A 16557-nucleotide genomic window follows, 5' to 3' on the forward strand; every position below is an offset into this window, starting at 1 on the left:
CGCCGAGGTGCCAGACCTCGTCGCGGGGGCCGACGGTGGAGTTCCAGGCGTCGACGAGGAACTCGTCGTGCTCCTCGATGGAGGCGAACGGGCGGGACATCATCTTGAGCACCCCGCCGTGCCCGAAGTGATGGTCGGCGGTGGCAAAAATGTTGAACGTCATCGTGGCAGCATCCTCTGGCGAGGGGGCTGCCGCGCACGGTCACGCCCCCGGGGGAACAGGTCTCGGATCGGGGGCGGGTATTCGTTTCACGGGTCTCTCCGGGGGCCGGTGGAATCGTCAGGCCTACCCGACGGCGGTTACGAAATCCCTGGCCGCGGGACCGGGACGGGAAGGGATCCACAACTGCGCACTCGAACCTCCCACCATCACCGTTGACCGGTTCCAGCGAATTCGGGACTCTATCTCATGACGACATTTCAACTGATCGTGTCGACCGACATCCACGAAGGCCGGCCCGAGATGGCGTCCCTCGCCGAGGATGACACGCCGCTCGACCTGGAGACCGCGGTCTGGCTCCCGGAGCTCTGCCTCCGGTACCGGCTGCCGGGTGAGACTGTCCCGATCCGGCGTCCGATCTTCTCGGCGCGTCAGCTTCGGGAGGCCATCGACCGGGGCGACCTGCGCGAAGAGCGGCACGGGCGAAACATCGTCGTCACCAGGCGCATCATCAGGGAGTGGCGGGAAGCATGCCGCGCAGGAACTCAGGACCCCGTCTCTGGCTCCGGCCCGGCGAGGTCGCCAAGGACGGCGGCACGGAGCGCCTCGCCCAGTGGCACATCAAAGACGACGGCAACGTCCGCCGACCCGTTGGCTGCTTTGCGCGCGATGTCCGCGGCCTCAAGGGAGCCGCGAAAGCCGAAGCCGTAGCCTACAACGAGGCCGAGGAGGCGAAGGCCGCCCAGGCTCTCGCGGGCTACATCACCGCCAAGCACACCCCCTCCGTCCAGAAGGGCCGCGGCGCCGGCGAGGTCGCCGTCGTCGACGTTCTCCTGATGTGGGGCGAGCGCGTCGTCCAGAAGCGCGTCGAGGACCTGCGGGCCGAGGACGCCAAGGCCGGGATCGTCCACGCGAAGCCGCCGATCTACGAGGGGCGCGCCACCCGTTGCATGGCGCGGCTCCTTCAGCTTGGCGAGTTCTGGCAGGGTAAGACCCTGGCGGACGTCGATGGCGATTCCTGCGACGAGTACGTCGACTGGCGCTGCGGCCACGCATGGAAGTCGGCGCGTCCCAAGGAGACCGGAAACGCCGCCCGCACGGTGACGCCACAGGGGGCGAGGCGCGAGCTCGAAGACATGCGGGCAGCCGTCAACTGGCACCGCGGGAGGGGCTACTGCCGCGAGGTTGTCGAGGTCGCGCTGCCGGCGAAGGGGAAGCCGAAGGAGTACCACCTCGACCGCCCTGACGCCGCCCGGCTGCTCCTCGGCATGTGGCGCAAGCGCGCCGTGATGACGGTCCGCAAGGACTCGCCGACGCGGGCCGGCGAGGTGGTGTCGTCGAGGAAGCGGCCGCACCGGCACTTGTGCAGGTTCGTGCTGCTCGGGATCTACACCGGCACCAGGGCCGGGGCCATCGCGACCGCCTCGTTCGAGAAGCTGCCCGGCCGGTCGTGGCTCGACCTGGAGACGGGAACGTTCCACCGCCTCGCCGTCGGGCAGGCCGCCACGAACAAGCGTCAGCCGCCCGTTCGAATCCCCGACCGGCTGATCGCCCACATCCGCCGGTGGAAGCGTCTCGGGGTCTCGAAGGACTACGTCGTCGAGTTCAACGGCGAGCCGGTCGAGAAGGTCAACAAGGGCTTCGCCGTCGCCCTGGCCGACGCAGGGCTCAAGGGTTCGCCGCACATGCTGAGGCACACGTGCGCGACGTGGCTCCTCCAGCGCGGGGTGAAGTCGTGGGACGCGGCGAACTTCCTCGGCATGTCGGAGAAGGTGCTGCTGGAGGTCTACGGCCACTGGGCCGCCGACTACCAGGTCGGCATCGCCGGCGGCCGCAAGAAGCGGTCGCTCCCGCCGCCCGAGCTCCACGACGCCTTCTCGGTCCACTACCACCGCGACAAGGATCTGCGGATCGCGGCGGCCAACCGGGACGCCCGGCTCAAGCGGCTCGGCCTGCCGCACCGGTCCCTCGCGACGCTGGCGAAGGCCGCCTGAGGCTTGCGGTACCGGAACCGCACCGGAACCGGAACGGGGGGAAACCGGGGGGAATAGCGGTTCCGGTACGTCGTTTGTTCTCACCCTCCCCAGGGCGGACTTCGTTCCCTACACACCGCTCATAACGGTCTGGTTGCAGGTTCGAGTCCTGCCGGGCCCACCACTACCCTACTCATCGCGTTGATCCTCCTGTGTTTTTCGCAACTTCCCCAAACTCCTCAGAGGTGGTTTGGGCATGGTTGTTCGTGATCCGTACCGGCAAGCTGACGATGCCAGCCTCGGCAAGGCGGGCCTGATCGGCATCGCGGGTGTACCGCTCGGCCTCGGATAGCGACTTGTGTCCGAGCACGGCCATGATGACGTTCGCCGAACATCCGGCCTCGGCGAGGCGTCGCCCGGCGGCCTTACGGAGCCCATGGGGTTGGCAATCGACTGGCAGGCCCGCATCCGTAATCGCGTCACGGAGCCAATTGCCGTAGCCGGAGACCGTGAAAGGCTTGCCGAAGCCGGTGTTGAGGATCGTGACGTGCTGACGCACCGTCGCGTCCAGTACATGGCGAAGATCGGGGTGCAAGTAGATCGACAGCTTGGCTCCCGTCTTCTGTTGGACCACACGGATCTTGCCACTCACAACATCAGCCCAGGTCATGCGATGCACGTCGGACCGACGCTGCCCTGTGTAGATGTGAAGCGCAAACGCGAGGCGTTGCTTAGACCCGACCGGCCACCTTTCCTCGAACTGCGCGATCTCCTCATCAGTCCAGGACCGGATTTCGTTCGACTTCGGCCGCCGAATGGACTTCGACGGATCGTGCTTCAGCCACTCCTTGCTGATGGCATGGCGGATCAAGATCCGCAGCATCTTGAGGAGCGAGAGCCGCGCACCGGGCTTGCCAGCTAACGGCTCAAGAAAGGCCGCACTGATCCTCGAGGCGGTGAGCCCGGCAATCGTGCGATGGCCATGCTTGGTACGAATCATCTCGATCCGAGACCGGTACCCCTGCTTCGTGGTGGTGCGAAGCTCGACGTAGTCGGGACTGCGCAAGTAAGACTGCACCAGAGCCTCGATCGTGCCCGGTGCGGCGGCGGTACGGCCCGCAGTCTTGGCGGGTGTTTGGCCGATTAGGGCGGCACGATAAGCGTCCTGGAACTCCGTCGAAGTCGGATCGGCCGGCAGGCGGATGCGGGTGCCCTTCCCTCGCCGAAACGAGAGGTAGGTGTTTCCCTTCACAACGTTGCGCTCGACGTAGGGCGGCAGTTTACGCGGCATCGATGTCTCCCCAGGTGTCATCCCCGGTAGCATCATCGCCGTCGATCGGCAGATTGTCCGCCGCACCGTCTAGCTCTCGCACGCACCACACCTTGCGTGCGTCGATCCGCCGAGGGCGCGGCATCCGCCCATCCTTCACCAGCTCATCGAACTTGTTCGGCGAGAGGCAGACGTAGGCGGCAGCGGCCTCGCGGCTGATCAGCCGGGGCGCGAGCGTTGGCGGTAGGGCGACCTGTCTGCCCATGGCGACTATCAGGCCTCCACGACCGTGGCGGCGGGCGCAGCGGTGCCGAGGGGCACCCAATTGGCCGGCTGGTGGTAGACATCGCCGTTCGGGATAGGCGGATCGTTCTCGCGGCGCCGGATGTCGTTGGGGCTCAGGGCGCCGGTCTCGCGGCCGATGCGGTAGGCTTCGAAGCGAGCCTTCACATCGCCGCGCAGGAGGGTGTCAAGGTCGTGCTCGACGTAGAGGGTACGGCGCGAGACATCCGTGAGGAGGCACCGAATCATCGCGGCCTCGATCCGGCCGGCCAGCGGCCCGAGGGCGTTCTGGACGAGAGCGCGGCCTTCCTGCTCGGTGTTCGAATAGGTCGCCTTGTCGGTGATGCCGACCGACGTGGGCGGCAGGCCGAAGATCCGGGCCACGTCCTCGTTGCCGAGCTTACGGCTATCCAAGAACTCGGCGTCCTCGGGAGAAAAGGCCATGCGCTCGAACTTGGCGCCGCCGTCCATCACCATGAGCTTGCCGGCCTTGTCGGTGCCGACGTAGCGCTGCTCCATGCTCTGCCGGACCTGGAGGCGCTGTTCGTGCGTCAGGCGTTCCGGGAAGGACAGGATGCCCGAGGGGCGCAGGCTGTTGGCCGAGAGCGAGGCCGCCGTGTCGTGATTCGTCAGGGCGAGGCCGAGGGAGCCTCGCGAGATCGAAATGGGGGACTGCCCGAGCATGCCGTCGCGGGACGGCCCGCGCAGGTGCAACATCTCCTCTTGGAGGAGGACGTAGGGGGCGCCGCGCTCCTGGCCCACGCGGTAGCGGAGCCGCCCGGAGGCCAAGCGCTCGACGCCAACCGTGAGGGGCGCCAGGGGATAGAGCGCCGTGACCTGCCCACGCGCGTTGCGCTCGATCCGGGCATAGGCGTTGCCGGTCAGGTCCAAGCTGCGCACCAAGAACTCGCGCGCCTCGAACGCGGTCATGTTGGGGTTCGCGATGTCGTGCAGCACCCCGTAGAGCGGGTTGTCGTCGGCCCGCTCGCGCCCGCCGTTGTCGGTGCGTCGGAACAGGTACAGGCCGACGCTCGCCATCATCTCGGAGCGCAGGGCGACGCAACGGGCGGCCACCGCGAGGTTGGACAGCACGGCGTCGGGGGTCACGTTGCCGCCACGCCCCTGCATACCGAAAAACTCCCCCAGGTAGGGGTCGGAGAGGCGCACGTCGCCGCTCCGGGTCTCGACGCCGAACAGACGGTTCCACAGGCCCATGTCAGCCCCTCAAGGTTTCGAGGTAGCGGCCGGCGAGTGCCAGGCGCGGGGCAGGGGTCTGGATACCCCTGGAGCGGGCGTTCACGACGGTGCCTTGGTAGGCGGGCCAAGCGAGCACGACGCTGATCTCGTGGAGCGTCACGCTGCGAAGCTCGCGTTTCTCGCCGGTCCAGGCGTCGCCGCCGGGTTCCGCCGTGAAGCCGAAGGACATGCCGCCGAGGTCGCCCCGCTCGGCCAGGGCCAGGATGTCCCGGCCTTGGCTGGTGTCGGGCACGTCGAGGTCGAAGGCGAGACCACGGGTATCTTCCGCCAGCCGCAGGGTGCCGCTCTTGGTGCGAGCCAGGACCCGGCCCGGATCGTGGTCCACGAGGGCCAGGACATCCCGTCCCAGCGAGCCCTTAAAGGCGCCCGCCCGGATGGTCTCCGAGAAGGTGCCGATGCGAGCCTCGACGCCGAACAGCGCGGCGTGGCCCTCAAGGCGCCGGCCCTTGGCCCGCACTTCGACTGAGGCTGAACGGCGCTCGGGGGTTGCCGCGCCGGCCATCAGGCGGTCTTCGCATCGGTTACGGCGACGAAGTTCTCGATGTGCCGCGAGGCCACGTCCGCGTCCAGGAAGGCGTGGAGGAGGAGACCGCCCTTGGACGCCACGTCGCTGTGGTAGGGGTTCGGCACGATGTCCACGGCCGACCAGTAGCCGATGACGAGATCGGACCAGATGCCGTAGATCGCGGCCGAGAGGTTGGTGCCTGTGCCCTTGGTGCCGTTGCTCGGCATCGCCTTGGAGACACGAACCTGCTCGCCCGAGAACACGGTGCCGAGGCCGTAGGGCTGGCCCTGCCCATCCTTCTGTTTCAAGGCCGCGGTGCGGATCTGCTTGGTGATGAGGAAGCCGCGCGAGCCGTCCGCGTCGTCGTCGATGGCCGCGATCATGTCGGCCGCCGTGTCGATACTCAGGACGCCACCGTTCGTGCCGAGGGGTAGGACCGTGAGGCCGGGCGTCGCCAGGATGCCGACCGGCTCGTTGGCACCGCCACCCTTGATGGCCGCCGCATCCAGGGCCTGACGGAGGAGGAACGAGATGTCGGCCCGCAGGATCGGCTCCAGTGCGGTTGCCTGGAGGAGCATCCGGCGGGAGACCTCGTACTCGGCGCCGACCGTCTTCGGTCCCATCGACACCTTGTCGAACTTCATGTCGGAGCGCTGGACGTTCCCGTGCTCGGGCACCCAGAACGCCTGTCCCGAATCCTTGACGCGGGGGAGATCGAGGTTGCCGGTGAGGCCCTGGAGAACGGTGGCACCCAGGCTCTCGGTGACGAGGGTGGGGCGCACGCGGTCGATGAGGGCGCCCTGGTTCGTGGGGACGAGGTTGCCGCCAGGACCGGCTACCGGGTTGGTGGTGAGGAGTGCGCGGCGCTCGCCCAGGAACACGCTCGTCGGCATGGCGATGGCGCCCGGCCGGCCCGAGCGGTGTTCGGCGGCCCACTCGGCTTCGGCACCCGTGAGGCGGCCGGTGTCGGTGAACTCGGCCAGGGCTTTGGAGGCCGAGAACCGCGCCTCGAGATCGGCCATGCCGCCACCACGCTCGGTGACGGGCTCGGCCTCGGCGCGGCGCTCGGCGTCGGCTAGGAACTCGTGGTTCCGGATCTCACGCTCCAGGCGCTCGACCTCGCCCTTACCGGTGTCGAAGGCGGACTGCTCGGTGTCCGTCAGGTCCCGGTTCTCGGTGGCGGCCTTGGCATGGATGGCGCGGATGGCATCGACCTTGAGGCCGCGCTGTTCGCGAAGATGGATGAGGGTACGCATTACAAAGTCCTCAAGGGGGAAGGGGTGCAACCTGATGCTTGGCACCTTTGCCCGACGCGGCGGGCCGGGTTGCGCGGCCGGTGGGAATCAGTCCTCGCCGCGCGCCGCTGTCAGGTCCTCCACGCGCTCCTTGACGATGATGAGCACGTTCTGGAGGGCGAACCTCCAGGACATGACCATGGGGGAATACGTGCCGCCGAAGGCGTTCTGCGTACCGTCAACCGTCTCGCTGACGCCCTTACCGAGCCCGCAGTAGGTCGAGCCGGCATGATCGAAGCCGATCACCACATCCCCGACGATGTCCTGTCCGGTGTTGACGAGTTGCCGGGCCTGCTCTCCAACACGGCAGGCCACATTTGCAGCGCGCTCGGCCGTCAAGCCCCAGCGGCGCAAATGAGCGTAAAAGTAGAGGGCGATGAGGTCGGGCTCGTAGAAGATACGGGCTTTGCCGGCCTCGGTCGGGGGGGCGCAGGTGTAAATGTTGGCCGCACAGTCTTCGTTGAAGCGGTCGCGGTCGAGGCCGACAGCTTCGCACGCCGTCTTCGCGCGGACTTGATAGGGGCGGGGGTTGCTCGGCACGGCTAAATCCTCTTGGCTGATGACCAGAGGTTAGCAACCTCTGGCCTACAGTCAAGAGGTTTCATTGAAGGCAAGCCTAGCGCCGAGACATGCCGCACCGTGCGGCGAGTGCGTAAGCGCGGTCCATGTGAGCTTGGGCGCGGTTCAGAGCTTGATCCGAATTCCGGTCCAGCATTCGAGAGCGCTCAAGGTCTGCGAGCGCCCATCGTGTGTTCGCCAAGGCGAGCCATGAGCGGATCAGCTTCATGCGGCGACCTCCAACTGATCGCGCGCCCATACCTCAAGCTCGTTGACACCCTCGTCCGCTTTGCGCGCAAGTTCCCCGGCATGTGCGATCATGAAGTGTAGAGCTTGGAATTGCTCCTCCGTCATTAGTACGGGACGATATCCATTCTTCTTGGCATCCGAAATCTTGGTGTCCATGCTGGCGACTTGGAGAAAATTGTCGGCCATAGACTCCACAGCATACATAAGATGCTTGACCGAGTTAACGGCCTCGGACAATTCAAGAAATTCCTTGGATGTGTCGAGGCGCTCGGTCATGCCGTAAGCCCTCCGACAACACTGATGCCGATGTCTTCGGCTATGGGGATTGGCGCATCGAAATCCAGCACGATGCCGAGGCCAGCGAAGTAGTTCTCCAGGCCAGCGCGGATGGCTTCGATCGGATCGAGGTGCGGCCCCCGGATATTCCAGATGGCCTGTGTAACCGGCCCAACTTGTTGAGGGCGTACGGAAGCGGGCACAGGTGTGCTATTGGCGTATTCAGCCATGATCGTTCTCCGGGGACGATTTCGGTAAGGGCCGCCTCGGTGGTGCAAACACCGTTGCGGCCCGACTTTGATGGCGCTATTAATTAGACATGTCAATTCTTAGCGCTAAGAAAAATCGAGGTCGGCCTCGCGTCGATAGCGAAGCCGTTAACGTACGTATGAACTCAGAGCTATTAGCTGAACTTGATGCGTGGATTGCATTCCAGCCCGATCCTACGCCATCCCGGCCCGAGGCGGTGAGGCGACTTGTTCAACGCTCACTTGGAGCTCACAATAGCCATGACCAGGGATCAAGCCGAAAAGCTAGAAGCCGAGAAGATGATCCGTCATCTTTGTAAGATTTGGGCCGTCGAAGAGAAAATCTCTATACCATCAGAAGCCTATCATAACTTCCTCACTTTTAAATTATGGCTGGAAAAGAGAGGCTATGCTCATTTTTTGCATTGCCGATCAACTGGAACAATTGAACAAACGGCCAGTATTTGGTTCAACGAAGAACTGAAGCAAGCCTGATGCGTCAAATTTCTTAAATTAGATCAACCATAGGGCTCCAGTCCTCTTGCGCCTCGTGGCGGTTCGCTGCCCCGAGAGCCATTGCAAGGGACTGGATACCGTCGATCCGCCCCGTCGACTTCTTCTTATCTAGCTTCCTGTTCCCTGCCGGGTCCGCCGTCGTCTTGGCGTTACCTGCGCACCACGTTAGGAGCGGGTGCATCCCGTGCCGTAGCTTCGCCTCGACGGCCAAGCGCTCCAGGACGTCGATGGCCGGGCTCATATCCTTGAAGCCCTGGCCCCACTCCACTAGGGGCACGTCGGCGCCGATCGCCCCAAGCTCGCGACGTAGATCCTCGATCCGCCACCGGTCATAGGCCAGCGCTGTGAAGCTGAACTGCCCGTGAAGCTCCGCGATCTTGCGGGCGACCACGGCCGGGTCCGTCGTCTTGCCCGGCATGGTTAGGAGGTAGCCTTCGTCCCGCCACCGCACGTAGGGCACCCGGTCGCTATCCTCGCGGTCCCGGAGATCGTCTCCGGGGAGCCAGAAGAACGGCACGACATCGAATCCCCCGTCATCGTCCTCGAACACGAGCACGAGGGCCGTGAGGTCCCGCGAGGCCGCCAGATCGAGCGCGGCGTGGCAAGTCCGCCCCTTGAGGCTGTCGAGGTCCACCGACGCACCGCAGGCCTTCCAGACCGGCGCGGTGAGGAACTGTTGGGTCACGTCCACCCGCTGGTTCAGGATGAGGTTGCGGAACGACGCTTCCCGGCTCGGCATACGCTGGGCCTGGCTGGCGAGGCGCTGGACATCCTCCAGGGACCGGAAGTCGGCCAGGGCAGGGTTTGCCAGCTTCCAGGTCGAGCGCTCCCACGGGTCCGCGTCGAGCGGCGCCGTGTAAAGCGTCAGGTGGAAGCTCGGGTCCTTCACCTCGCCCGCGTTCACCCGCAGTCCGTAGTCCACGAGTTCGGACATCGGGGCTTCGTCTCGCGCCGCCTGCGTGCTGATGATGACGCTCAAGGGCTCGGCGCGGGCGCCCATAGCCGTGTCGAGGGTGTCGTACAGGTCCCGGCTCGGGGACTGCCCGAGCTCGTCGTAGATCCACATCGACGGCGAGAGACCGTGCTTCGTCGCCACGTCGGCCGAGAGCGCCGCGAACACGGTGCCGGTGCCGCCGATGTCCTCAAGCTCCTTCGAGTGCCGGCGGATCGAGATACGGGCGTCGAGCCACGGCACCCGCTCGATGATGGCGCAGATCTCGGAGAAGATGCGGCCGGCCTGAAAGCGATCGTTGGCCGCGCTGTAGACCTCGCCACGCTCCTCCGCTTCAGGTCCGGCGATGTGGCAGAGGGCGAGGCGCGCGGCCACGTCCGTCTTGCCGTTCTTCCGGGCCATGGACAGCACGGCGGTGCGGACCTGACGGCGGTTGCGCCGATCGGTGGCGTAGACCGCCTTGAGGAACCGGCGCTGCCACGGGCGGACGCGGAACGTGGTCCCGGCGAGCGCACCCGACGTGACCGGCAGGGATTCCATGAAGGCGATGACGCGCTCGGCCTTGGTGAGGCCGGCGACCTCCCACGGATGCGGCGCCGATGTCGTTTCGATGAGGGGATCGGCAGGCTTCTTGATCGCCTTCGCGCCGGGACCACGGAGACCCATCAGCGGCCCCCCCGAAACTTAGTGCGCGGACGACTACCCATGCGGTCCTGCCCCCTCAGCGGCTGGTCCTTGGAGGGGGTATACCCCTTCGCTGGTCCACCGAAGAACGGGTGAGACGGGTCCACAGGCAGGCCCGAGGCGTCGCAGCCGGGGAATGCCACGCCCGAACCACCGGGCCTGTCCACGGCCCTTGTCTTGGCGTTGTGACAGGCTGGGCACATGGACATGAGACCTGACAGGGAAGGGAAGGCGGGGCCGCCCTTCGCGATGCTCACGCGATGGTCCACGGTGTTGGCGCACACGATGCGCCCTCGCTTGTCGCACGGCTCACACAGAGGCGAGGCCTGGAGCTTCGCCTGCCTCAACGCCTTCCACTCGCTGGTCCCGTAGGGCCACTTAGCCATGGGCCACCTCCCGCGCGATGAGGCGCAGGGCGTGGACGATCTCGGACTTCTCCTCGTGGAAGCGCTCGGGGTCACGGGAGGAGGGGGCCAGCCTGCGCAGGCGCTCCGCGAGATCCATGAGAACGCTGTCGGGCCGAGGGCGGGCGATAACATCCACACGGCCGATAACATCGGTAACAAGATAACGCCGGTTGCAGACTTTCATCGGCCTGCCTCCCCGATGAGGTGGATGAGGCGGGTGGTCCGGCTGGCGTTGGCGGCCTTGGTCTCCTCGATCCGGATGAGGCCATGCCGCTGCAATTCCGCAAGGACCGGGTCTCGTACCTGCTGTGCTCGGATGTGCTTCGGGGCGTGGCTGGTGATGAGGCGGGCGCTGACCGGCTGCTCGGTGCGGGACCGGAGCCACGCCAGGAAATCGCTGGCCGCCTTGGTCAGGAGCGTCTCAGCCACCGCCGTTCCGTTGTTATCGGTAACATCTGATTTGGGGGCGATGCCGGTCTGGCTGGCATCCAACGCGGGCCTGTCTTCCGAGGGCAAACGCTGCTCGTCAGCGACCGTTGTTATCTTGTTATCGTTGTTATCGGCACTGGCATTGTTATCGTATGGCTGACGGCCAGGATGCTGGTAAAAGCCCCGTCCGGTCTTCGAAACCTCGCCTGCCTTGGTCATTTTGAACAGGAGCTGTCTGACGTTCAGGCTGCTCATACGGGTGGCGAGGGCAATGTCGCCCGGGGACATCGGCTCGTTCGCTTCGTCCAGTGCGCCCAGGATCGCGCCGCGCTCGTCGGTGCGCCGGACCTCGTTGGCGTCGCCTTGGACGTGCCAGCGGCAGGACACCGTGTCGAATATGACCGCGCTATTGGTTTCCTCGATGTCACGGCCTCGGAGGTAGATCGAGGCGCCATTGCCATCTCGATCCAGGATGAACGTGGTATCGGCCGCGCCAGACAGGCCGAGGGTGCCCGAGACCTTCTCGAACGGGTCGGCCTCGGTGCCGTTGGATTTGCGGGTGTGGCTGACCACGATGATGGCGACCTGATACTTGCCCGCAAGGGTTTGAAGCGCCTTCACCGACCGATAGTCGGCCTCATAAAGCGAATCTTTGCTGGCCCGTTCGGTTTTGAACTGAGCGAACACATCAATGATAATGAGGCGTGGGTTCTGCTTCGAGAGAATCCACTCTTCGATGGCCTCAATGCCGCCTTCACTGGCGCGGGGCCATTCCGTGGCGCACTCCATTGCGGCGGGCCAATTCCCTCCGTAGGCGCCGAGCATTTTCGTGCCCCTGCGCTGAAGCCGGCGCTTGTTGTCCTCAAGGGCGAGATACAGCACGTCGCCTTGCTCGCACGGGATGCCGCCAAGGCAGCTTTCGCCGCTTGCTACGGCCAATCCCATCTCAAGGACGAGCCAGGATTTGCCGAGCTTGGGCCGGCCGGCGAGGAGCGTGCAGCCCTCCGCGATGTAGCCGGGCACGATGTACCGGATTTCCGGAAACTCCTGGCGTTGCAACTCGGCCATCGAGAAGATGGACGGCTTGATAGCCGGTTTCGCCCCACCGTGGGGCGCCCTCAAATCTGAGGGGACATTACGAGCAAAAGGGGCGCCGCGCTCGATCGAGTAGCCGTTGAGGTTAGACATGATGCGCCCCCGTGAGGAGATCGTTGAGGTCCGCGCCGGGGGCGTCCGGCGTGATGAGGAAGGTTTCGGCGCCGGCGGACTGCCAGCGGGTGGCGCAACTACGGGAAGCCTTGAGGCCGGCCGGGTCGTGGTCGGTGGCGATCCATAAGGCCTCGATGCCGGGGAGCACGGGCAGGGTGCTGATGCCGCCGGCCGCCAGGAGTGACCACACGGGTGATTCCCCGAACTCGGTGGATCTCCGGAGCGAGAGCGTCGTCTCGATCCCTTCCCCAATCCCGAGACAGGTCGTGACACCCTCGTCGGGAGTGAGCTTCACCGCGCCGCCGCCGATCGGGCCGAGGGCGAGACGGTCGTGGCCGTTCACCTCGATCTTCTGGCCGTCGAGGCTCAAGGCCGTGCGGTGGATGGCGACCGGCTCGTTCGTGACGATGTCCCGGACGAGCGCCACCATGGCGCGGGTGCGGGTGCCGGCGAACGGGCAGGCAGGGTGGAACCGGATCACCTCGCGGGGATCGTCGGGGAGCGAGACGCCGCGGCGCCCTAGGTACGACTCGACGGGACTACCGGCCGGGTGGCGAGCCTCGGACCAAATCGCCATGGCTCGGGCAGTGCGCTCCCCCGATCCGGGGACCTCTACCGGTGCAACTTTGCGTTCGTCACGCCGGGGCAGGTTTGCGCCGGATCGGGCGAAAATCTCGGACAGGCCGAGCCGCTGGCGCACGTAGTCCTTGGCGGCGAGGGCGTCGTCTCCCGCGAAGGAATAGACCACGATGCCACCGGGTGCCCGCGCGTCGAGGCGGACGGACAGAGAGCGGTCACGGTGACTATGGCCAGGGCCAGGGCAAACGATCTGGCCGATGCCGGCCACCTCGCCGCCGAGGTCGCGGGCCATGGTGCGGAGGTCGGTCATGCCGCGCCTCCCACGGCGGTGGAAGCGCTGGGCTCCCCGTGGTAGCTTCCGGCCTCGAAAGTCGCGTGGTTGCCTCTTTCCTCGTATCTGCCGTTCTGGGCTCCTACCCCCAGGACGGCAGTTCCGTTTTCAGGCCCCGAAGGTTTGGGGGGCGCCGCAGAAAGCCCTTGATATTCAACGGGACCACCGTGCCCCAAACATTCTGCTAAGTCTTTGCTGTACTTGATTTCCGGCAGTCCTGCCGGGCCCACCATCGTTTCCAGAGGGCAGCCCCACCCCGCCCCCGGACTAGGGGTGACCTGACCGGTAATTTGGACCGAGCCGCATCAGGCGGCCATCACGTCTCGTGGATCGTCGCGGCGGCCGCCCTGGCAGTCGGCGACCATACGGATGGCGGCGTGCTCCTCGAACTCCGGCCCGCGATACGCAACGCCAACGGCCCCGCCGTAGAATCCCCGGGCCCGGCAGCATGGCTTCCCACAGAAGGGACAGTCTTGCTTCGGGTCGGATGCGAAGGCGTCCAGCTGTTCGCTCACGAGCGGATCGTCGGAGATGACGACGGCGGCAAACCTCGTTTCGGGACCGTACGGGCGACAGTACCGCGATCTGGTCTCTGGACGTAAGGTTCTCTCCGGAGAGGGATGCAAGCTGTCACTCCAGGCCGCTGCCGATGCGCTGCATCTCTTCCAGAAGGTTGGTGTCGGTAACCTGCCGGGCAATGGCTGGCAGGGCGGCCTGCCCGTGCCTCGGCAACTTGCGTTGCCGACTCGGCGAAGGACGCACTGGCCTTCCTGCATCTCCTCCGGCAAGTCGAGGAGAGCCAAATGCCCCTTGTAGCCTCGGCACTCTCGCCTGTCGGAGAAGGGCTTCTTCAACTCCTTATCCCAAATGCCGTGGCCGCCGCGCTTTTCAGTTTTCGTCAAAGCGATGCGTACGAGGCCTGCTTCATTTCCGAGACAGGCGTGTCGGCAGGGACGCCGAAGTCATGAACTGGCATGTGGGTCGCTCGGAAGGTCGGATACAGCCTTCCGCAAACGCGTGAAGAACCCCTTCCGGGCTCATTGCCTACGCAGCCGGACTAGAGTCGGCTGCATCGCCTGAGGTCCGAACCGCTCGTTTGTCCGACGCTGTCCCAGGGCGACCCTCAGCGAGAGAATGTCCACAGGCACTCCTTGCGGAGACAACCGCAAACTCGACGCTTGTCGAATCTGAAGGATTACAGCGACTTATCGAAAACGCTATTGTCTGGCGGAGACGGAGTCCGCCAGACCGCTCAGAAATCATGTTTGATGTCATTGGCTTAGCCTTTTATCTCTGCTGACTACCCACGTTTTGACCCACATAGAGTCCCTGGAAAAAGGCGGCTGGTTGCGAACCGTCACGGACGAGCGCGGCATCTGATCGCTCGATCGAACGAACGGCGCCGATTGGTGCTTTCTTAAAGGTCGGTCCGAGGATCGACCGTCCACGCCCCTATGCTCGGCTTCTCCCCCGTTTCCGGGCGGGCGTGGACGACATCGCGACCTGCTTGTGCGGTCAAAGCTCAAGGTCCCTATCCCCGCCACGCAGCCACATCGCGTGGCTCTCCTGGCCCTCAGGCGCGCCGAGAGACGGTTCAGCGTCGGCATCCGGCTCCATGTCTGGATCACCATCCGCCGCGTCGAGGATCGCGACGATGCGGTCCACGACATCAAGGGCGAGATCCGCGAGGCGTTCGAACTCCTCGCGCGGGATGGTCGTGGCCTGGAGCCAGCCGGAGGCGGGGAAGCGGATGATGTTGGTCATCGGGCTGCCTCGGCTTCAGAGCCTTCAGTCGTCTGGACGGACAGCGAAGCCTGCTGGCGGTCGCCGGGCACTAGAACACCGACGACGGTTCCTACGATCTTCTCGCGCAGACGATGCGGGCTGTACGGGCCGTCGCTCATGAACAACATCGCCCGGTCGCGTAGCAGACGCTCCATTGCTTGGCGGCTGCCGGGGCGGTTGATCGGATCAGCCCACCATGAAGGCGAGTTGCCTTTGCCAACAGCGCGATGGTTGGTCTGGAGGATCGACCGGCTGCCGTTATTCCATTCCAGCAGGCAAAGCGCCCCGTCGACGAGATCTCGCCGTGACGGATCGACAACGACGGTCTCGCCATGGCGCACCAGTGGATAGGCCGCAGCGCAGTCCGCATAGTGGAGGACCATACCTTCAGGGCACTCGGTCATCAGCGGAAGATCGGATGGCAGGGAGCGGTGCTCATCCATCACCTCGACGGGCATGTAGACGCCGACCACGCGGTGCACCTTCTCGACCGAGCCGGCATTGATTTGGCCCCGACGCCCAGAATTTGGCTCCACCACTTCCACCAGGGGCGTCATTTCTGCGCCATCGCCAACGTCGAGCATCCCAGGGGCGAAGTTATGGGTGAGGTCCCAAATCTCTGGACCGCCCCCTTTGCGGTAGAAAATAGCGAGGCCGGCGCCGGTTGGGCTCACAGGTTCGACGACCACGGAGGAGCCGGGCGGGCAGCGAAGGCCAGCGCCATTGGCATCCAGCATCAAGCCGTAGGCGTCCGGATGGGCGTCGAGCGGAGCGGGCACGGTTCCAGCCGGCGGCCGCTCCTGATTCGGCGCCGGACGTCGGATGAACCGGCCGGCAGCATCCCGAAGGCGTTCGGCGCGCTCGCGGAGGCTCGGGGTGGCTTCTGCCGTGCGGTGGGCGGTCTTGTGCTTCGTCGTCATGCCGGCCTCCCCTCAACCGATCTGCACGAAGCCGTAGGCGAACACGCCCCCGGCGATGATCAGGACCGCCGAGACGAAGTCGCCGGTCAGGTCCAGGAAGCGCGGTGCGCGGACGTGTGCTGTGTCGGGCCGGACGGGCGCCGTGACCCGCCAGTCCTCGGCGCTACCGGGGCCGTGCTCGTCGGGCTCCAGGGCTGGGGCCGGGCGAGCGTACAGGGCGCCTGAGAAGCGGCGCTTGGGATGCAAGGGCGCAAGCGGGTTCGTTGCCATAACCGGTGTGCTCCGGGGCTGAGATGGTCGGGATGTGCGTGGGGGCAGGCGCAGAAGCGCCAAAACCAATTATTGTTCTGAAATCAGAACACGGCTATGATTATGCCGGCCTGCGGCGGCCGTCAATCAAAATCGTAACGTGGTTCGGAAATGCTCGCAGTCCAATGCAAGATGGCTCGTACTGCGCTCGGTTTGGGAGTGCGAGATCTGGCTGCCGCAGCGGGCGTTTCGCCAGACACAGTTGCCCGCCTGGAGCGGGGCGAGGTGTTGAAGGAACGCACGGTCGCCGCTCTACGCTCGGCCCTTGAGGCGGCTGGCGTCGAGTTCATCCCTGAGAACGGCGGTGGGGCTGGTGTGCGGCTGCGAAAAGCAACCGCAGCCAATTAAGGACAAAGGGCTACC

Annotated in this window: 19 protein-coding genes; 3 read left to right on the forward strand and 16 right to left on the reverse strand. The window is 65.5% G+C overall.

Annotated features, from left to right (window positions below):
* Positions 1–690 precede the first annotated feature (690 nt).
* A complete protein-coding gene (locus MKK58_RS09335; RefSeq protein WP_243911813.1) occupies positions 691–2154 on the forward strand; it encodes a site-specific integrase in 1464 nt (487 codons plus the stop codon).
* A 172-nt stretch (positions 2155–2326) separates the two neighbouring features.
* On the opposite strand, the gene MKK58_RS09340 is transcribed toward MKK58_RS09335, so the two are convergent.
* The 8 genes from MKK58_RS09340 to MKK58_RS09375 all read right to left on the reverse strand — a co-directional run bounded on the left by MKK58_RS09340 (position 2327) and on the right by MKK58_RS09375 (position 8055).
* Positions 2327–3424, reverse strand: coding sequence for a tyrosine-type recombinase/integrase (locus MKK58_RS09340; RefSeq protein WP_243911814.1), 1098 nt, complete (start codon positions 3422–3424; stop codon positions 2327–2329).
* Positions 3414–3668, reverse strand: coding sequence for a helix-turn-helix transcriptional regulator (locus MKK58_RS09345; RefSeq protein WP_243911815.1), 255 nt, complete (start codon positions 3666–3668; stop codon positions 3414–3416). The genes MKK58_RS09340 and MKK58_RS09345 overlap by 11 nt, the downstream gene beginning before the upstream one ends.
* A gap of 8 nt (positions 3669–3676) precedes the next feature.
* The gene (locus MKK58_RS09350; protein ID WP_243911816.1) at positions 3677–4900 is read right to left on the reverse strand and encodes a phage portal protein; all 1224 of its coding nucleotides are present in this window, start codon (positions 4898–4900) and stop codon (positions 3677–3679) included.
* A 1-nt stretch (position 4901) separates the two neighbouring features.
* The gene (locus tag MKK58_RS09355) at positions 4902–5444 is read right to left on the reverse strand and encodes an HK97 family phage prohead protease (RefSeq protein WP_243911817.1); all 543 of its coding nucleotides are present in this window, start codon (positions 5442–5444) and stop codon (positions 4902–4904) included.
* Positions 5444–6703 carry a phage major capsid protein gene (locus tag MKK58_RS09360; RefSeq protein WP_243911818.1) on the reverse strand — a complete coding sequence of 420 codons (1260 nt, stop codon included), beginning with the start codon at positions 6701–6703 and terminating at the stop codon, positions 5444–5446. Before MKK58_RS09360 ends, MKK58_RS09355 begins: the two co-directional genes overlap by 1 nt.
* 87 nt (positions 6704–6790) lie before the next feature.
* Positions 6791–7282 (reverse strand): hypothetical protein, encoded by a 492-nt coding sequence (locus tag MKK58_RS09365; protein WP_243911819.1) that lies wholly within the window; start codon positions 7280–7282, stop codon positions 6791–6793.
* A 243-nt stretch (positions 7283–7525) separates the two neighbouring features.
* The gene (locus tag MKK58_RS09370) at positions 7526–7825 is read right to left on the reverse strand and encodes a hypothetical protein (RefSeq protein WP_243911820.1); all 300 of its coding nucleotides are present in this window, start codon (positions 7823–7825) and stop codon (positions 7526–7528) included.
* Positions 7822–8055, reverse strand: a complete 234-nt coding sequence (locus MKK58_RS09375) for a hypothetical protein (RefSeq protein ID WP_243911821.1) — start codon at positions 8053–8055, stop codon at positions 7822–7824. Before MKK58_RS09375 ends, MKK58_RS09370 begins: the two co-directional genes overlap by 4 nt.
* Before the next feature lie 279 nt (positions 8056–8334).
* Here MKK58_RS09375 and MKK58_RS09380 point away from each other — a divergent pair, with 279 nt between their 5' ends.
* Positions 8335–8568, forward strand: coding sequence for a hypothetical protein (locus MKK58_RS09380; RefSeq protein ID WP_243911822.1), 234 nt, complete (start codon positions 8335–8337; stop codon positions 8566–8568).
* 13 nt (positions 8569–8581) lie between these two features.
* On the opposite strand, the gene MKK58_RS09385 is transcribed toward MKK58_RS09380, so the two are convergent.
* The 8 genes from MKK58_RS09385 to MKK58_RS09410 form a co-directional block, all read right to left on the reverse strand.
* Complete coding sequence (locus MKK58_RS09385; protein WP_243911823.1) at positions 8582–10207, reverse strand: terminase large subunit; 1626 nt, start codon at positions 10205–10207, stop codon at positions 8582–8584.
* Positions 10207–10611 (reverse strand): HNH endonuclease signature motif containing protein, encoded by a 405-nt coding sequence (locus MKK58_RS27130; RefSeq protein WP_409565225.1) that lies wholly within the window; start codon positions 10609–10611, stop codon positions 10207–10209. Before MKK58_RS27130 ends, MKK58_RS09385 begins: the two co-directional genes overlap by 1 nt.
* Positions 10604–10729: a hypothetical protein gene (locus tag MKK58_RS26830; protein ID WP_279578301.1), complete on the reverse strand. Its 126-nt coding sequence runs from the start codon at positions 10727–10729 to the stop codon at positions 10604–10606. The genes MKK58_RS27130 and MKK58_RS26830 overlap by 8 nt, the downstream gene beginning before the upstream one ends.
* An 83-nt stretch (positions 10730–10812) precedes the next feature.
* A complete protein-coding gene (locus MKK58_RS09390; protein ID WP_243911824.1) occupies positions 10813–12249 on the reverse strand; it encodes an AAA family ATPase in 1437 nt (478 codons plus the stop codon).
* Positions 12242–13159, reverse strand: coding sequence for a toprim domain-containing protein (locus MKK58_RS09395; RefSeq protein ID WP_243911825.1), 918 nt, complete (start codon positions 13157–13159; stop codon positions 12242–12244). The genes MKK58_RS09390 and MKK58_RS09395 overlap by 8 nt, the downstream gene beginning before the upstream one ends.
* A gap of 1536 nt (positions 13160–14695) precedes the next feature.
* Positions 14696–14944 (reverse strand): hypothetical protein, encoded by a 249-nt coding sequence (locus MKK58_RS09400; RefSeq protein ID WP_243911826.1) that lies wholly within the window; start codon positions 14942–14944, stop codon positions 14696–14698.
* Positions 14941–15885 carry a hypothetical protein gene (locus tag MKK58_RS09405; protein ID WP_243911827.1) on the reverse strand — a complete coding sequence of 315 codons (945 nt, stop codon included), beginning with the start codon at positions 15883–15885 and terminating at the stop codon, positions 14941–14943. The genes MKK58_RS09400 and MKK58_RS09405 overlap by 4 nt, the downstream gene beginning before the upstream one ends.
* A 12-nt stretch (positions 15886–15897) precedes the next feature.
* Entirely contained in the window at positions 15898–16155 is a 258-nt protein-coding gene (locus MKK58_RS09410; RefSeq protein WP_243911828.1) for a hypothetical protein, read from the reverse strand.
* A gap of 150 nt (positions 16156–16305) precedes the next feature.
* On the opposite strand from MKK58_RS09410, the gene MKK58_RS09415 reads away from it, so the two are divergent.
* The gene (locus MKK58_RS09415) at positions 16306–16542 is read left to right on the forward strand and encodes a multiprotein-bridging factor 1 family protein (RefSeq protein WP_243911829.1); all 237 of its coding nucleotides are present in this window, start codon (positions 16306–16308) and stop codon (positions 16540–16542) included.
* Positions 16543–16557 lie beyond the last annotated feature (15 nt).

It is taken from the genome of Methylobacterium sp. J-078 (genome assembly GCF_022829285.1).
Taxonomy (GTDB): domain Bacteria; phylum Pseudomonadota; class Alphaproteobacteria; order Rhizobiales; family Beijerinckiaceae; genus Methylobacterium.

Coding starts and splice junctions, on each gene's coding strand:
- MKK58_RS09390 (WP_243911824.1), bottom strand. CDS start 12,249: ATGTCTAACCTCAACGGCTACTCGATCGAGCGCGGCGCCCCTTTTGCT.
- MKK58_RS09405 (WP_243911827.1), bottom strand. CDS start 15,885: ATGACGACGAAGCACAAGACCGCCCACCGCACGGCAGAAGCCACCCCG.
- MKK58_RS09400 (WP_243911826.1), bottom strand. CDS start 14,944: ATGACCAACATCATCCGCTTCCCCGCCTCCGGCTGGCTCCAGGCCACG.
- MKK58_RS09395 (WP_243911825.1), bottom strand. CDS start 13,159: ATGACCGACCTCCGCACCATGGCCCGCGACCTCGGCGGCGAGGTGGCC.
- MKK58_RS09375 (WP_243911821.1), bottom strand. CDS start 8,055: ATGGCTGAATACGCCAATAGCACACCTGTGCCCGCTTCCGTACGCCCT.
- MKK58_RS09340 (WP_243911814.1), bottom strand. CDS start 3,424: ATGCCGCGTAAACTGCCGCCCTACGTCGAGCGCAACGTTGTGAAGGGA.
- MKK58_RS09345 (WP_243911815.1), bottom strand. CDS start 3,668: ATGGGCAGACAGGTCGCCCTACCGCCAACGCTCGCGCCCCGGCTGATC.
- MKK58_RS09335 (WP_243911813.1), top strand. CDS start 691: ATGCCGCGCAGGAACTCAGGACCCCGTCTCTGGCTCCGGCCCGGCGAG.
- MKK58_RS26830 (WP_279578301.1), bottom strand. CDS start 10,729: ATGGATCTCGCGGAGCGCCTGCGCAGGCTGGCCCCCTCCTCCCGTGAC.
- MKK58_RS09370 (WP_243911820.1), bottom strand. CDS start 7,825: ATGACCGAGCGCCTCGACACATCCAAGGAATTTCTTGAATTGTCCGAG.
- MKK58_RS09415 (WP_243911829.1), top strand. CDS start 16,306: ATGCTCGCAGTCCAATGCAAGATGGCTCGTACTGCGCTCGGTTTGGGA.
- MKK58_RS09410 (WP_243911828.1), bottom strand. CDS start 16,155: ATGGCAACGAACCCGCTTGCGCCCTTGCATCCCAAGCGCCGCTTCTCA.
- MKK58_RS09380 (WP_243911822.1), top strand. CDS start 8,335: ATGACCAGGGATCAAGCCGAAAAGCTAGAAGCCGAGAAGATGATCCGT.
- MKK58_RS09355 (WP_243911817.1), bottom strand. CDS start 5,444: ATGGCCGGCGCGGCAACCCCCGAGCGCCGTTCAGCCTCAGTCGAAGTG.
- MKK58_RS09385 (WP_243911823.1), bottom strand. CDS start 10,207: ATGGGTCTCCGTGGTCCCGGCGCGAAGGCGATCAAGAAGCCTGCCGAT.
- MKK58_RS09350 (WP_243911816.1), bottom strand. CDS start 4,900: ATGGGCCTGTGGAACCGTCTGTTCGGCGTCGAGACCCGGAGCGGCGAC.
- MKK58_RS09360 (WP_243911818.1), bottom strand. CDS start 6,703: ATGCGTACCCTCATCCATCTTCGCGAACAGCGCGGCCTCAAGGTCGAT.
- MKK58_RS27130 (WP_409565225.1), bottom strand. CDS start 10,611: ATGGCTAAGTGGCCCTACGGGACCAGCGAGTGGAAGGCGTTGAGGCAG.